General features: G+C 63.1%; 14 protein-coding genes. 5 read left to right on the forward strand and 9 right to left on the reverse strand.

The genetic code is table 11. The annotated features are described in order from the left end of the window. The 4 genes from SOR61_RS00940 (at position 1) to SOR61_RS00955 (ending at position 4,086) form a co-directional block, all read left to right on the forward strand. On the forward strand, positions 1–1,305 hold the full coding sequence (locus SOR61_RS00940; RefSeq protein WP_320610825.1) for an amidohydrolase: 1,305 nt from the start codon (positions 1–3) through the stop codon (positions 1,303–1,305). Positions 1,306–1,332: 27 nt separating this feature from the next. Continuing rightward, positions 1,333–2,925: a polysaccharide biosynthesis protein gene (locus SOR61_RS00945; protein WP_320610826.1), complete on the forward strand. Its 1,593-nt coding sequence runs from the start codon at positions 1,333–1,335 to the stop codon at positions 2,923–2,925. Between the two features lie 63 nt (positions 2,926–2,988). Beyond that, positions 2,989–3,789, forward strand: coding sequence for a nucleoside triphosphate pyrophosphohydrolase (gene mazG / locus SOR61_RS00950; RefSeq protein ID WP_320610827.1), 801 nt, complete (start codon positions 2,989–2,991; stop codon positions 3,787–3,789). Positions 3,790–3,810: 21 nt separating this feature from the next. Continuing rightward, positions 3,811–4,086, forward strand: a complete 276-nt coding sequence (locus tag SOR61_RS00955; RefSeq protein ID WP_320610828.1) for an HU family DNA-binding protein — start codon at positions 3,811–3,813, stop codon at positions 4,084–4,086. A 64-nt stretch (positions 4,087–4,150) separates the two neighbouring features. Here the strand turns inward: SOR61_RS00955 and SOR61_RS00960 are convergent, their stop codons facing one another. From SOR61_RS00960 to rny, 6 genes are all read right to left on the reverse strand, one after another. Continuing rightward, positions 4,151–4,390, reverse strand: coding sequence for an RNA-binding S4 domain-containing protein (locus SOR61_RS00960; RefSeq protein ID WP_320610829.1), 240 nt, complete (start codon positions 4,388–4,390; stop codon positions 4,151–4,153). An 18-nt stretch (positions 4,391–4,408) separates the two neighbouring features. After that, complete coding sequence (gene lepB / locus SOR61_RS00965; protein ID WP_320610830.1) at positions 4,409–5,041, reverse strand: signal peptidase I; 633 nt, start codon at positions 5,039–5,041, stop codon at positions 4,409–4,411. A 111-nt stretch (positions 5,042–5,152) separates the two neighbouring features. Beyond that, positions 5,153–7,033 (reverse strand): AAA family ATPase, encoded by a 1,881-nt coding sequence (locus SOR61_RS00970; RefSeq protein ID WP_320610831.1) that lies wholly within the window; start codon positions 7,031–7,033, stop codon positions 5,153–5,155. Then, positions 7,030–8,127, reverse strand: coding sequence for a DNA repair exonuclease (locus SOR61_RS00975; RefSeq protein ID WP_320610832.1), 1,098 nt, complete (start codon positions 8,125–8,127; stop codon positions 7,030–7,032). The genes SOR61_RS00970 and SOR61_RS00975 overlap by 4 nt, the downstream gene beginning before the upstream one ends. A 33-nt stretch (positions 8,128–8,160) precedes the next feature. Then, positions 8,161–8,946 carry a TIGR00282 family metallophosphoesterase gene (locus SOR61_RS00980; protein WP_320610833.1) on the reverse strand — a complete coding sequence of 262 codons (786 nt, stop codon included), beginning with the start codon at positions 8,944–8,946 and terminating at the stop codon, positions 8,161–8,163. Positions 8,947–9,106: 160 nt separating this feature from the next. Next, positions 9,107–10,654, reverse strand: coding sequence for a ribonuclease Y (gene rny, locus SOR61_RS00985; protein WP_320610834.1), 1,548 nt, complete (start codon positions 10,652–10,654; stop codon positions 9,107–9,109). A gap of 533 nt (positions 10,655–11,187) precedes the next feature. Here rny and SOR61_RS00990 point away from each other — a divergent pair. Further along, positions 11,188–11,604 carry a hypothetical protein gene (locus tag SOR61_RS00990; RefSeq protein ID WP_320610835.1) on the forward strand — a complete coding sequence of 139 codons (417 nt, stop codon included), beginning with the start codon at positions 11,188–11,190 and terminating at the stop codon, positions 11,602–11,604. A 10-nt stretch (positions 11,605–11,614) separates the two neighbouring features. Here SOR61_RS00990 and SOR61_RS00995 read toward each other — a convergent pair whose 3' ends face one another. The 3 genes from SOR61_RS00995 to SOR61_RS01005 all read right to left on the reverse strand — a co-directional run. Continuing rightward, positions 11,615–12,043 (reverse strand): CBS domain-containing protein, encoded by a 429-nt coding sequence (locus tag SOR61_RS00995; RefSeq protein ID WP_320610836.1) that lies wholly within the window; start codon positions 12,041–12,043, stop codon positions 11,615–11,617. 81 nt (positions 12,044–12,124) lie between these two features. Next, on the reverse strand, positions 12,125–12,958 hold the full coding sequence (locus SOR61_RS01000) for a QueG-associated DUF1730 domain-containing protein (RefSeq protein WP_320610837.1): 834 nt from the start codon (positions 12,956–12,958) through the stop codon (positions 12,125–12,127). A 14-nt stretch (positions 12,959–12,972) separates the two neighbouring features. Next, positions 12,973–14,895: polyribonucleotide nucleotidyltransferase (locus SOR61_RS01005; RefSeq protein ID WP_320610838.1), on the reverse strand; the 1,923-nt coding region annotated here is incomplete at its 5' end.

A 14,895-nucleotide genomic window follows, 5' to 3' on the forward strand; every position in this document is an offset into this window, starting at 1 on the left:
ATGGGGACCATTCTGCTGCACAACTGCCGGGCTCTGCTCATGGATGAGGCGGGCACCCTGCTGGACAACGCCTATGTGGCGGTGGACGGGGCGAACATCGCTTCCGTGGGCACCACCCGCCCGGAAGGGACCTTTGACCGGGAAATCGACTGCGGCGGCAACGTGCTGATGCCCGGCCTGGTGAACGCCCATACCCACATCCCCATGACCCTTCTGCGGGGATACGGCGGGGGCTGCGACCTGCACACCTGGCTCAACCAGTGGATCTTCCCGGCGGAAGACAAGCTGGACGGACGGGCCGTCCGGGCAGGCACCGGTCTGGCCCTGGCGGAGCTCATCGCCTCCGGCGTGACCACCATCGCAGATATGTACATGTTCTGCGATGAGATCACCGATGAGGTGGTCAAGGCGGGCATTTCCGCCAACATCGCCCGGGGCGCCACGCTGTTTGCCCAGGACTTTGATTTCCAGACCTATCCCGCCTGCGTGGAGACCCGCGAACTGGTGGAGACCTGGCACGGGTACAACCAGGGGCAGATCCTGGTGGACGCCTGCATTCACGGGGAGTATACCTCCCGCCCCGACCTCTGGATCGCCATGGCCCAGTACGCCAGGGAGAAGAATCTGGGCATGCACGTCCATGTGTCGGAGACCCAGTCGGAGCACGAGGAGTGCAAGAAGCGCTGGGGCAAGACCCCCTTCCAGATCCTGGACCGCCATGGCGTGTGGGACACCCGGGCCATTGCTGCCCACTGCGTCTGGACCACCGAAGAGGACTGGGCGCTCATGGCGGAGAAAAAGGTCTCCTGCATCCATAACCCGGTCTCCAACCTGAAGCTGGGGTCTGGTGTGGCCTGGATCCCTGCCATGAAGAAGGCGGGGGTCAACATTGGTCTGGGTACCGACGGAGTTTCCTCCAACAACAGCCACGATATGTTTGAAGAGATGAAGTTTGCTGCGATCATCCACAACGGTGTGACCCACGACCCGCTGGCCCTGCTGCCCATGGACGTGCTGCGGATGGCCACCTGCCAGGGCGCCCAGGCCCTGGGCCGCCGTACCGGCCGGATCCAGGCGGGTTACACCGCAGACCTGATCCTGGTGGACTTTGACCGCCCCAATCTGACCCCCTGCCACAGCGTGGCGGACAATCTGGTGTACTCCACCCGGGGCAGCGACGTGGTGATGAATATGGCCCGGGGTAACATCATATACAAGGATGGGATCTACTTCACCCTGGACCTGGAACGGATCAAACGAGAGGTGTCGGACTATGCCATGCCCCTTTTGTTTGGCGCTCCTTAACCCTTGCGCGACCGGAGGAATTGACCGTTGAAACAAGCATCCAAAAACACCTTTTTTGGCGGGGCTGCCATCCTGGCGGCCAGCATCGCCATCGTAAAAGTCATCGGCGCCCTGTACAAGATCCCTCTGGGCCGAATTTTGGGTGACGTGGGCTTTGGCCACTTTAACAACGCCTACGCTATCTATAATTTGCTGCTCATGATCTCCACGGCGGGCCTGCCGGTGGCCATGTCCAAAACCATCTCCGAGGCCAACGCCCTGGACCGGCGCAACCAGGTCAACCGGGTCTTCCGGGTGGCCCTGGTGACCTTTGTGATCCTGGGTGCGGTGAGCAGCCTCATTATGTTCGTCTTTGCCCAGCCCCTGGCGGAGCTCCAGGGGGACAGCCTGGCCGCTCCGGCGGTGCGGGTCATGTCTCTGTCCTGCTTCTTTGTGTGCACCATGTCTGCCTACCGAGGCTATGCCCAGGGCCACTCTGACATGGTGCCCACGGCGGTATCCCAGGTGCTGGAAGCCCTCATCAAGCTCTCCGTGGGCCTGCTGCTGGCCTGGTATATCCTGAAGCTGGGCTTTGGCAGCGAGTACTCCGCCGCCGGCGCCATTGGCGGCGTCACCACCAGCGGCCTGGTGGCCCTGCTCTACCTGATGGTCCGCCACCACCGAAGAAACACGGCCCGGATGCGGCTGGCGGGCCAGGACACCCCGGAGTCACCGGGGCGTATCATCAAAACCCTGGCTGCCATCGCCGTGCCCATCACTCTCAGCTCTTCTGTGGTGCCTATCACCACCTATCTGGATACCATCCAGGTGCAGAACCTGCTCCAGAGCGCCCTGGGCTACCCGGAGGAGCTGGCAGTGAGCCTCTACGGCTGTTACCAGAAGGCCGTGACCATCTACAACCTGCCCTCGGCCTTCATGGTCTCTCTGACCGCTTGTATCGTCCCGGCCGTGGCAGCAGCCCTGACCCAGAAGGATAAGATCGGCGCCGGCAAGATCGCAGAGTCCGCCCTGCGGGTGGGGGCCATGCTGGCCCTGCCTGCCGGCGTGGGTCTGGCGGTCCTCAGCGCCCCCATCATCCAGTTCCTCTATCCGGAGACCAACCAGGAAGTGGCCAGCCACTGCCTCTTTATCCTGGGCATCGCTTCGGTCTTCGTCTGCATGATGCTCCTGTGTAACGCCGTCCTCCAGGCCAACGGCCATGCGGCCCTGCCCATCTGGTTTATCGCCATCGGCAGCGCCACCAAGCTGGTGGTGAACTTCATCCTGGTGCAGATCCCCGCTGTGGGCATCAAAGGCGCACCCATGGGCACCCTGGTCTGCTTCCTGCTGGTGGCGATCATGGAACTGGTGGCCATCAAGAAGGTCACCCCCCACCCCCCCAAGTATCTCCGTGTCTTTGTGAAGCCCACTCTGGCTGCCCTCATCATGGGTGCGGCCGCCTGGGCCAGCTACGGGATGCTGTCCCGCCACCTGGGCGTGAGCCTGTCGGTGGTGGGGGCCATCGCTGTGGGCGGTGTGGTCTATGTGATCCTGGTGGTCCTGCTGCGGGTGGTGTCCCGGGACGACCTGGCCCTTATGCCCAAGGGCGATAAGATCGCCAAGCTCCTGCGGATCAAGTAAAGAAGATATCTCTGAGACGAGAGAAAAAATTATCCCATAAAGGCTTGTGAGAAAGGGAATAATATGATAAATTTTGAAGACAAAGCGTCCTATACGGTAGAAGATCTTCGGGAGATCGTCCGCCTCCTGCGGGGGCCGGGCGGTTGTCCCTGGGATCAGGTGCAGACCCACGAGAGCATCCGCCGGAACTTTATCGAAGAGGCCTACGAGGTGGCGGAAGCCATCGACGAGGCCAGCACCCCCCACCTGAAGGAAGAGCTGGGCGATGTGCTGCTGCAAGTCTTCTTCCATGCCTCCATTGAGGAGGACGCCGGCCGGTTTACCCTGGACGACGTGGCGGATGGGATCTGCAAAAAGCTCATCTTCCGCCACCCCCATGTGTTTGGGACCGGCCAGGCGGACTCGGTGGGGGAGGTCCTCACCAGCTGGGAGGAGCTCAAGCGCCAGGAGAAGGGACAGGCCACCCACACCGACACCCTGAAGAGCGTGGCGCGCAGCCTGCCCGGCCTGTGGCGGGCGGAGAAGATCCAGTCCAAGGCAGAAAAGGCCGGGTTCGAGTGGCCCAACGTCCAGGCCGCCATGGACAAGCTGGAGGAAGAGCTGGGCGAGCTGAAAGCCGCCGTGGCAGAGAACAGCAACGTGGAAGAGGAGCTGGGCGACCTGCTGTTTGCAGCGGTGAAGATCGCCCGCTTCTTCGGGATCGACCCGGAGACTGCGCTGGCGGGCACCTGCGATAAGTTCATCCGCCGGTTTTCCGGCGTGGAGGCGGCTGTGGCCGCCCAGGGCCAGCAGATGGACCAACTGTCTGTGGACCAGCTTATGGCACTGTGGAACCGGGAGAAACACCCGGAGGATGGAAACTGAAGAGAGAAAGGGAAATGGAATATGAATAAGACGGAATTGATCCTGAGTGTAGCGGAAGAGACCGGATTCTCCCGGAAGAACGTGGAGATCGGCCTGAACGCCGCCATCAACCTCATCACCAAGGCACTGGCCGAAGAGGAAAAGGTACAGATCGTGGGCTTTGGCGCCTTCGAGACCAAGACCCGGGCAGAGCGCATGGGCCGCAACCCCAAGACCGGGGAGGACATTCCCATCCCCGCTACCAAGGTCCCCACCTTCAAGGCCGGTAAGGCACTGAAGGACGCTGTGGATCAGTAAGCAAAAGAAAAAAACCCCGCCTTACGCCGGAAGAGACCGGCGCAAGGCGGGGTTTTTGTTTGGATCAAATCTCCTGATACATGGAGGCGGCGTTTTCCTTGCCCTTCTGCTCGGTCACGGAAAGGATCTCGACCGACACGGTGCGGGCGCCGAAGCGGATCTCCAGCTTGTCGCCGACCTTCACGTCGTAGGAGGCCTTGACCACCCGTCCATTGGCGGAGATGCGCTCGTTGTCGCAGGCCTCGTTGGCCACGGTGCGGCGCTTAATGAGGCGGGAAACTTTCAGCCATTTATCCAGTCGCATTGTGTTGTTACGCTCCTTTTACGAAATGACGCCCATGTGCTGGAAGGGGAGGACGATGCACAGGGCTTTGCCCAGGATATAGCGGGTGTCCACCGGACCCAGCCGGTAATCCCGGCTGTCGGAAGAGGCGTTGCGGTTGTCGCCCATGACAAACACACATCCTTCGGGGACGTCCCACAGGGTATCCTGGCTGTTGGGGCTGGTGGGCAGCTTCATGGGTTCGTTGATGTAGGGTTCGTCCAGGGGCTCGCCGTCCACGTAGACGGTGCCGGTGCCGTAGTCGATGGAGACCGTCTGCCCCCCTACGGCGATGACCCGCTTGACGATGGGGCCGGAGATGTCCCCGAAGTCCTTTCGCAGCACCACCACGTCGCCCTGTTTGGGCTCGTAGGCAATGCTTTGCAGCAGCAGCATATCATGGTTGTTCAGGGTGGGGTCCATGGAGTGGCCGTCTACGCCGATGAGACGGCCCACAAAGGTAAAGACCAGAAGGAGCACCACCAGGGCGGAAGCCATGGCCTGCAGCCAGGCGTAGAGGTCTCCGCCGGGGCCGAGAGATTTCTTGGCGTTTTTTTCTTCCTTGGCCTCCGACTGGGACGCAGCGGCGCCCTCCGGGCGGGGTTCCTCGGGGGGAAGATGGGATCGAGACATAACAGGGAAAACCTCCTCTGGGACAGTAAAACAAAAAGATAGCCTGTCGGACCGGTCAATACAGGTCCGACAGGCCATATTATACACGTCTTTTCTCCGGATGGCAACCGCTTAAAACCCGTGGAGGCTCTGGCAGGCCACGCCGTCCAGATCCTGCAGCATCCGAAACTCCCGGTGCTGGCAGGTGAAGAGGAGGATCTGCCGCCCCTCTTCCTGGGCCAGACGGCAGAGCAGGGCCAGCGCCCGGGCCAGGTTCCGGTCGTCGAAGGTGAGCAAAGCGTCGTCCAGGATCAGCGGGCAGTCCCGGGGATCGGGGAACACCAGGTCGGCTACCGCCAGACGCAGAGCCAGATAGAGCTGGTCGGCGGTGCCCTGGCTCAGCAGGGCCAGGGGATGGCGGGCCAGACTGGGACCCTGGCGGAGGGTGACTTCCATGGAGCGGGTCAGGGAGAGGTCGTGGTAGTCTCCCGGGGTCAGCTGGGTGAAGTAGCCTTCGGCCCGGCGGCTCACCTGGGGAGAGAACCGGGCGTGGAGCTGGTCGTCCGCCTCCTGCATGGCCTCCATGGCGATGGTGAGGGCGTCGTACTCCTCCTGGAGCCTTGCCTTCTCCTCCTGTACGTTGTCCAGCCGGGCGTCAATGAGGGCGGGGTCCCCCAGGGCGGAGAGCTGGCCCTGGAGCTGGGCGATCTCCTGCTCGGCCCGGTGGAGGGACTCCCGGCAGACCTCGGCCTCCGGGGGGAGGTAGGGGCCGCTGCCCCTCTGCTGGCTGATGGCTTCGAAGAGCTTTCGGGCCTGGTCCCGCAGGAGGAGGGCTTCCTGGAGGGAGCGGGCCTGCTCGCTGTGGTCTTTTTCGCTGGTGTCCACCAGATAGTGCAGGTCCTTCAGGTCCTTGTGGTCCTGCCGGTCGCAGAGGACCTTGATGATGGAAAAGATGAGCACCAGAAGCCACAGGACGCCAGCCACCACGGCGGGGATCCAGAGGGGAATGGTGGGCAGGGACAGGGGGAACTGGGGAATATGCGGGAGGATATACAGGGCGGCGGCCACCAGGGTCAAAAGGAGGATGACCACCACAAACCCCACCATCATCCGGTGGCGGCTGCGGAGCTCGTCTTGGATCTCCTGGATCTCCTCCTCCCAGTTGCGCTGGGAGTCCGGGGTGTGGGGGGCTTTCTCCATCTGGCCGCGCAGGGTCTGGACCCGCAGTTCGGCGGCGTCCAGCTCGGCGGCGGCCTGGGCGTACCGCTGCTGGCTCACGGTCTTGAACTTGTCGTTTTCAATGGATAGGCGGCTGTCCCAGTGCTCCTTCTGCCGCCGCAGTCCAGCGGCCCGGGACTGCACCTGGGCCAGTTCCTGGCGCAGGGAGGCCGTCTGCTCCAGGGAAGCCCGGAGCTGGGCCTCTTCTTCCTCCAGCTGGGGGAGCAGGCCGGTCTTATGATAGCGCCGCCGCCGCTGCCAGGTTTTCAGCCGCTCGTCGGACTCGGACCAGGATACGTCCTCTTCCCCGGCAGCCACCAGGGCGGCGATGCGCTTTTCCAGGTCCTGGCTCTGGCTCACCGCCAGACCGGTCTGGCGGAGAAAGACCGAGCGGTCGAAGATCTCCCGGCTCACTCCGGTGAGAACTTCCCCTACATTGTCGGCGGTGAGGCCGGGGACCGGCAGGCCGGTCTCCTGGTCGGTGGCGGAGAAGTCCCCCATGGGGACTCCGCCGGCAGAGGTGCGCTGCAAGAGGATGGTGCGGCCCTGGTGCTCGCAGAGCAGCTGCCCTTCCATGGGGGCGCCGCTCCAGGGACGGTACCGGTTTTTGTCCGCGGGCGCCCCTTTCCGGTCCCGCTGCCGGGTGTCCAGCCCGTAGAGCATGGTGCGGAGAAAGGCGCACCAGGTGGATTTTCCGCTGCCGTTGGGGGCGCCGATCAGGTTCATTCCCGGGGAGAACTCCAGGGTTTCATGGTCCAGACACCCAAAGGTGGCGGTGAGTTTCAAGAGTTTCATCGGGGCTCTTCCCTCCCTTCCAGGGCGGCCAGACCAAAGCGAACGGCCCGCTCCAGCAGGGGGTGCTCCTCCTCAGGGGCATCCTCCATCCGCTGGCGCATGTTCCGCAGAAAGAGCCCGGTGAGGGTGTCCTCTTCCATCCGGGCCCAGAGGGCCTGGCTCAGCTGGGTCTGGTCGCGGAGGCTGGCGCTGTAAAAGTAGGAGGAGGCCAGGGCGGTAAGAGCGGTGAGATTGGGCTCGTTGTCCGGGTCCCGCTGGCCCACCAGGGCGATGCGTACAATATCCTCCGGGCGGCTGCGATCCATGAGATCCTCCATGGCCTGGGCCGGGTCCCGCCCGGTGATGTCCAGGGAAGGGGTCAAGTACCGGCGGCGGGCCAGGGGGAGGAAGTCCAGGGCCACGTGCCCGCCTTCGATCTGGCCCACATAGACGCCTTTTTCTCCGGTCTCGTCAAAGCCCCGGCCCTCGGGGCAGCCGGGCCAGGCGTACCAGGTGCGGCCCGCCCGCTGCAAGCCGCTGGCGGCGTGGATGTGGCCCAGGGCCACATAGTCCAGGCCGGAACCGGCCAGCTCCTGGGAGGAGATGGGGCCGTAGCGGCTGTGGGGGGAGGTGGGGTCCCCGTGGAAGCAGCCGAACTTCAGGGCATCCTCCGGCTGCGCACGGAACCCGGCCAGAGGGCTGTCCATCCGGTAGAGGGAGGTGAAGGCGCTGCCGTAGACCACGGCGCCCAGATGGGGCAGGTCCACCCGCTCCGGGGTGGGGGTGGTAAAGATATGAACGTGGCTGGGCCAGGTGAGCTTTCCGTAGGGAGAGGCGGGGGAGTAGGGGTCGTGGTTGCCTGGGGCAAGGAAGATCTCCGCCTCCAGTTCCTCCAGCACCTGGTAAAGGGTCTGTAAGGTCTCCGGCCGGGCCCGCTGGCCGTCAAAGAGATCGCCGGAGAGAAAGATCAGGTCAGCCCGGGTCTCCCGGGCGGCGTCCGCCAGCCGGGTGAGCAGCTGCCGCTGCTCCTGCCGCCGCTCGGCGGCCTGGTCTGGGGACAGAGAATGAAAGGGGGAATCCAAGTGGAAATCCGCACCATGAAGAAAGGTCAGCATACCATCCCTCCTTTGCGTGGGAAAAACGGGGGGTTACTCCAGTACGTCGCACCGGGTGACTTGGGTGCAGCGACCGGTGTCGGTGTCGATGACAAAGAGGACAGCGTTGAGTTTGCAGGGGCCGGAGGCCGCCTCATACCGCCGGGGCAGCCCGCCCAGGAACCGCTGGATGGAGTTTTCCGGCCGTACGCCTAAGATAGACTGAGCGGGGCCGGTCATGCCCAGGTCGGTGATGAACCCGGTCCCCTGGGGGAGGATCTGTCCGTCGGCGGTGGGGACGTGGGTGTGGGTCCCCCACAGGGCCTGGACCTGTCCGTCCAGATACCAGCCCATGGCCCCTTTTTCGCTGGTGGCCTCTGCGTGGAAGTCCATGAGCCAGACCTGGGCTTTCCCGGCGTTCTCCTTCAGGATGCGGTCCGCCGTCTGAAAGGGGGAGTCCAGGTTGCTGTCCAGTTCAAACCGGCCCATGAGGTTGATGACTCCGATTGTCAGGCCCCTGGGCCCCTCGTAGATCCCAAAGCCCCGGCCGGGCAGGGGAGAGGCGAAGTTGGCCGGGCGGAGGATATAGGGGTTGGTGTCCAGGTACTCTGTGATCTGCAGCTTGCCCCAGGTGTGGTTGCCCAGGGTCACCACGTCTGCGCCAGCGTCGAAGAGCTCTTCCGCGTGGCGGGGCAGCAGGCCGATGCCTGCGGCATTTTCTCCGTTGACCACGGTGAAGTGGACGTCATGTTGCTTTTTCAGGGGACGGAGGTGGCGGTGAAGGCAGTCCAGACCGTATTCCGACACCACATCACCCACCGCAAGGACACGAAGCTGCATACAGAAACCCTCCCAGAGTCATCGTCTTGTTGTTCCCTATTATATGCCATTTTTCGAGAAACCAAAAGAACCAACCGGGGAATTTTCCAAATTTTCTTTGGGGAAAGGGGACAAAAAGACCGCCGCTCCTTTTGGGAGCGGCGGTCTTAGCAGGCAGGGGTTATTTTGCGTATTCCACGATCTTGACCTCGCGGAGCAAATGGACTTTGATCTGGCCGGGGTATTCCAGCTCGTCTTCGATCCGTTTGGCGATGTCGCGGGCCAGGAGGATCATTTCGTCCTCGGTGACCACCTCGGGCTTGATGATGATCCGGACTTCGCGGCCGGCCTGGATGGCGTAGGACTTTTCTACGCCGCGGAAGGAAGAGGTGACTTCCTCCAGCTTTTCCAGGCGCTTGATGTAGTTTTCCAGGTTTTCCCGCCGGGCGCCGGGTCGGGCGGCAGAAATGGCATCCGCAGCCTGCACCAGGCAGGCGATGACGGTTTGGGGCTCCACATCGTTGTGGTGGGCGTGGATGGCATGGACCACGTCCTTGCTCTCCTTGTACTTCCGGGCCAGCTCCACGCCGATGGTGACGTGGGAGCCTTCCACTTCATGGTCCACGGCCTTGCCCAGGTCGTGGAGCAGACCGGCCCGCTTGGCGGTGGCCACGTCCTCTCCGATCTCGGCGGCCATGAGGCCGGCCAGCTGGGCGACCTCGATGGAGTGGTTGTATACGTTCTGGCCGTAGCTGGTGCGGTACTTCATGCGGCCGATGAGCTTGATAAGCTCGGGGTGCAGGCCCATGACGTTGGTTTCCAGCACGGCCCGTTCACCTTCGGCTTTGATGGTGGCGTCCACTTCGCGCTTGGCGCTCTCCACCATTTCCTCGATGCGGGCGGGATGGATCCGGCCGTCCAGGATGAGTTTTTCCAGGGCCAGCCGGGCGATCTCCCGGCGGACAGGGTCGAAGCAGGAGACGGTAATGGCCTCCGGGGTATCGTCAATGATGAGGTCCACACCGGTGAGGGTTTCCAGGGTGCGGATGTTCCGGCCTTCCCGGCCGATGATCCGTCCTTTCATCTCATCGTTGGGCAGGGGAACTACGGACACGGTGGCTTCTGCCACGTGGTCAGCGGCACAGCGCTGGATGGCAAGGCCTACGATCTCCTTGGCCTTGGCGTCGGCCTCCTCCTTGAAGCGGGCCTCGATCTCTTTGATCTTCATGGCGGCTTCGTGGGTGACCTCGGTCTCCAGCTTGGAGATCAGGTAGGCTTTGGCCTCCTCGGCGGTGTAACCGGAAATTCTCTCCAGGGTCTCCATCTGCTCAGCCTGGAGCTTGGCGACCTTTGCGCGGGCGTCTTCCAGGTTGGCCAGACGGGCGGCGTAAGATTCCTCTTTCCGCTCGACGTTTTCCAGCTTCCGCTCCAGGGTCTCTTCCTTCTGCTGGAGCCGGCGCTCGTGCTCCTGCAGTTCGGAGCGGCGCTCTTTGACTTCACGTTCGTAGTTGGTTTTTTCAGCCAGGATCTTCTCCTTGGCTTCTACCAGGGCTTCCCTCTTTTTACTCTCTGCGCCTTTGATGGCATCATTGATGATTCTCTTGGCCTCTTCCTCTGCGCTGATGATCTCTTTTTCCGCAACCTTTTTGCGGTAGAGCACGCCGCAGGGAATCCCTATCACAAGCGCGACCAGAAATGCGATCACGCCAGTCAGGACATAGGGCAGCATAGTGTCGGGACACACCTCCGTTTCTATAAAATTTCGCATAAAATCGCGGAAACGCTGCACCTGGGAAAGGACGGCGACTCCGCAGGAAACGGGGACAAGACCCCGGGTTCTTTTTTGCTAAGAACTGCCTTGTCAACCGCATTTTATACTGATTTTATTTTAAAGCGCAAACCCCGCTCTGTCAAGGATATTCGCATTGGCTGGAGAAATTCTTACGAAAAACCAACGGAGTCCTGACGAAGGACGGACCGATGGCCCGGGGGGTGCATAGGATGGAAAAACGGAACAGGAGGTATGTACCATGGAAGCGAACACGGTGACAGCAGCCCGGCAGGAAGCGGAGCGAAAAGAACTCTTTGACCGGGTGTGGAAACGGGTGATGGGAGACCATCGAGAGGACTGCCCCATCACCTGGGAGGAGGGCCCCGCCCCGGCGGCCGCTCCCCAGGCAGAGGGGGAGGCGCCGGAGACCACCAACGCCCTGGTTCCCGTCCCTGCGCCCGCCCCGGAGCGATTTCCCTCGGGGAGAGGCCATGGGCATGTTGGGGGCAGGGTGCATGGACTGTGTCCCCCTGCTCCAGGAGCTCATCGGACGGGAACTGGCAGATTGGCGGGGGTACCAGGCCCTGGCCCGGCGGACCGGAGGGGCGCCCGCCCGGTCCATTGCGGCCCTGGCAGGGAGCAAAAAGCGCCGGGCCAGACGGCTCTCGGCGGCATGTTTCCTCATTTCCGGGGTGAAATACTGGCCGGAAAAGGGGAGAACCCCTGCCATTTCGTCGTACTTAGGGGAACTGCGCCAGCGGTTCATGGGGGAGCAGGAGACCATGGCCGCCTATCTGGCGGGGGCGGAGAGCACCAGCGACCCCTGCCTGCGGCAGCTCTTCTGGGACCACGCCCGGGAGAACTGGGACCACGCCTGCCAGATTCGGACTTTGGTGGAGCAGATGTAACAGGCGGCGGTCACAGCCGCCGGATGGGCTCGGAGATGTCCGACAGGGCTTTGGAGATCTCCATCTCGTACCGGCCGCACTTGGCCAGGTCCCCCAGAGAGACCACGCCCACCACCTTACCCTGGTCCACCACCGGCAGCCGCCGGATCTGTCCTGCGGACATGAGATGGGCGGCCTGGCGCACATCGTCCTCCGGAGAGACCCAGGAGGGGCGGCGGGTCATGATGTTTCGCACCGGGACAGAGAGGGGGTCCTCTTCCGGGGCCACGCACCGCAGCACGATGTCCCGGTCGGTGATGACCCCGTGGAGCCGTCCGTCCCCGGAGCAGACGGGCAGGGCGCCGATGTTGTGCCGGGCCAGGAGCCGGGCCGCCAGGGCGGCGCTCTCGGTGGGGTCGATGGTGACCACATGGGGATTCATAATGTCTCGTACCTGCAAAGCATACACCTTCCTTCCTGGTTCTTAGTTTGGACCGAAAGGCAAGGGGTTATACGGACAGAACACGAGGAGGAAGGCCCGTCAGGGTCCTTCCTCCTCGGTTTTCCAGGTCAGGTTTCGTTTTAAGGGGGCGATGCCCCGCCAGGAAAAGGCCCGGTGGGCGTACTGGCGGCGGAAGGTCTTGTTGCTCAGTCCTTCCAGATCTTCCAAAGTGAGAGAGGGGAGCAGATCCTCCCGGAACTCCGGCAGGGGGGTAAGGGTAGCCTTCCGGTTGTGGGGGCAGGCTTTCTGACAGAGGTCACAGCCCCACACCGTGGGGCTGCGGCGGACGGCCCCTTCCGCCTGGGGGGACAGGTCCCCTTTTTCCTGGGTGAGGGCGGACAGGCATCGGGAGACGTCACACCCCGTTTCGCACAGAGCCCCGGTGGGGCAGGCCTTTTGGCAGGCCCGGCAGTCCGGAGGACAGAGGGTCCCCTGGGTGGGGCCGGTGGGTGGGACATCCAGGTCGGTGAGGATGGTACCCAGAAACACATAGGAGCCGTAAGGGGGGACGATCCGCAGGCCGTGCCCACCCCGGTAGCCCACTCCCGCCAGATGGGCGGCCAGCAGCTCGGGGATGGGGGAGTTGTCTGCCCCGGGGACGAAGGTGTGGTCCGGGTGCTGTGCCCGCAGAGCCTGGCACACCCCTTCCAGCCGCCGGGTCAGGACCTGGTGGTAATCTTCTCCCCGGCAGTACAGGGAGAGGTTGCCTGGTGTGTCCCCGGCGTAATAGGGGAAGGCGGCCACCAGCACGGTTTTGGGGTCAGGGCACAGGCGGCGCAGCTTTTCTTCGTCTTCTAAAAACGGCTGGAGGCCGCCAAACCCGGCGGCACCCCATGCCGCCGCGCCAGCGGCCTTCCAGAGTTCATGCATCATAGTTGGTTAGGGAATTACCCGTTGTTCTTCTTGGCGTCCCGGGCTTCCATGGCGGCGATCTCCCGCTGTGCGTCCCGCAGGGACAGGTTCACACGGCCCTTTTCGTCGATGTCGGTGACCTTCACCCATACCATGTCGCCGATGTTCACCACGTCTTCCACTTTCTCCACCCGCTTTTCTGCCAGCTTGGAGATGTGGACCATGCCGTCCTTACCGGGGGCCAGCTCCACGAAGGCGCCGAAGTTCAGGATACGGACCACCTTACCGTAGTAGAGCATACCCACCTCGGGGACAAAGACGATGGTGTCGATCATCTTCTTGGCAGCGTCGCAGCAGGCGGCGTTCTCTGCGGAGATATAGATGGTGCCGTCGTCCTCGATGTCCACCTTGGCGCCGGACTCGGCGGTGATCTTCTGGATGACCTTGCCGCCGGAACCGATGACTTCCCGGATCTTGTCGGGGTCGATCTTCATGGTGAGCATCTTGGGGGCGTACTGGCTGACCTCGGGACGAGGCTCTGCGATGCAGGGCAGCATGATCTCGTCCAGGATGGCCTTCCGGGCGTCGCCGGTGATGTCCAGCGCTTCCTTGATGATGGCGTGGGACAGGCCGTCGTTCTTAATGTCCATCTGGATGGCGGTGATGCCGTCCTTGGTGCCTGCCACCTTGAAGTCCATCTCGCCGTGGAAGTCTTCCACGCCCTGGATGTCGATGAAGGTGGTGAAGGAGCCGTCGTCGTCCTGGATGAGGCCGCAGGAGATGCCGGCCACGGGGGCCTTGATGGGCACGCCTGCGTCCATGAGGGCCAGGGTGGAGCCGCAGATGGAGCCCTGAGAGGTGGAACCGTTGGAGGAGACCACTTCAGAGACCACGCGGATGGCGTAGGGGAACTCTTCCACAGAGGGGATCACCGGGTCCAGAGCCCGCTCGGCCAGGGCGCCGTGGCCCTTCTCGCGGCGGTTGACGCTCCGGGCGCCCCGGGCCTCGCCCACGGAGTAGGCGGGGAAGTTATAGTGGTGCATATACCGCTTTTCCTCTTCCTCCCAGATGGTATCCAGCTTCTGGCAGGCGGAAAGGGTGTTCAGGGTAGCCACGGACAGGACCTGGGTCTGGCCGCGGGTGAAGAGAGCGGAGCCGTGGACGCGAGGCAGCACGCTGACCTCGGCGGCCAGAGGACGGATCTCGTTCTTCTGACGGCCGTCTACACGGTGGCCCTGGAGCAGCCAGGCCTTGACGATCTTCTTCTGGAACTTATAGGTGATCTCGTCCAGGTACTGGTCCATCTCGGGATACTCTTCCAGGAAGAGCTCGTGCCAGCGGTCGATGAGGGCGTTCCAGCGCTCCTCCCGGACGTTCTTGTCGTCGGTGTCCATGGCGGCCTTGGCCTGGTCCATGGTGGCTTCCACGATCTTGTCGAAGAGCTCCTGGTCAAAGTCGGCGTGGTCGTAGGTCATCTTTTCCTTGCCGATCTCAGAAACGATGCCGTTAATAAAGTCCACCTGGGCCTTGATCTCCTCGTGGGCCTTCACGATGGCTTCGTACATCACGTCGTCGGGGATCTGGTCAGCGCCCGCCTCGATCATCACCACCTTGGCGCCGGTGGCAGCCACGGTGAGGTCCAGCTTGGAGGCATGCTTCTGCTCCTGGTTGGGGTTCATGACGATCTGGCCGTCCACGTAGCCCACTTCCAGACAGCCGATGGGGCCGGCCCAGGGAATGTTGGACACGGACAGGCAGGCGGACACGCCCGCCATGGCGGCGGCTTCGGGAGAGCAGTCCCGGTCCACGCTCATGACGGTGCAGGTGACCACCACGTCGTTGCGGAAGTCGCCGGGGAAGAGGGGACGGATGGAGCGGTCGATCACCCGGGAAGCCAGCACGGCGGGCAGGGAAGGCTGACCCTCCCGGCGCATGAAGGAGCCGGGGATGCGGCCCAC

This window comes from Evtepia sp. (assembly GCF_034090835.1).
In the GTDB taxonomy this organism is placed as follows: Bacteria; Bacillota; Clostridia; order Oscillospirales; family Oscillospiraceae; genus Evtepia.

Coding starts and splice junctions, on each gene's coding strand:
- SOR61_RS00980 (WP_320610833.1), bottom strand. CDS start 8,946: ATGCAGCTTCGTGTCCTTGCGGTGGGTGATGTGGTGTCGGAATACGGT.
- SOR61_RS00970 (WP_320610831.1), bottom strand. CDS start 7,033: ATGAAACTCTTGAAACTCACCGCCACCTTTGGGTGTCTGGACCATGAA.
- SOR61_RS00940 (WP_320610825.1), top strand. CDS start 1: ATGGGGACCATTCTGCTGCACAACTGCCGGGCTCTGCTCATGGATGAG.
- rny (WP_320610834.1), bottom strand. CDS start 10,654: ATGCTGCCCTATGTCCTGACTGGCGTGATCGCATTTCTGGTCGCGCTT.
- SOR61_RS00990 (WP_320610835.1), top strand. CDS start 11,188: ATGGGCATGTTGGGGGCAGGGTGCATGGACTGTGTCCCCCTGCTCCAG.
- SOR61_RS00955 (WP_320610828.1), top strand. CDS start 3,811: ATGAATAAGACGGAATTGATCCTGAGTGTAGCGGAAGAGACCGGATTC.
- SOR61_RS00975 (WP_320610832.1), bottom strand. CDS start 8,127: ATGCTGACCTTTCTTCATGGTGCGGATTTCCACTTGGATTCCCCCTTT.
- lepB (WP_320610830.1), bottom strand. CDS start 5,041: ATGTCTCGATCCCATCTTCCCCCCGAGGAACCCCGCCCGGAGGGCGCC.
- mazG (WP_320610827.1), top strand. CDS start 2,989: ATGATAAATTTTGAAGACAAAGCGTCCTATACGGTAGAAGATCTTCGG.
- SOR61_RS01000 (WP_320610837.1), bottom strand. CDS start 12,958: ATGATGCATGAACTCTGGAAGGCCGCTGGCGCGGCGGCATGGGGTGCC.
- SOR61_RS00960 (WP_320610829.1), bottom strand. CDS start 4,390: ATGCGACTGGATAAATGGCTGAAAGTTTCCCGCCTCATTAAGCGCCGC.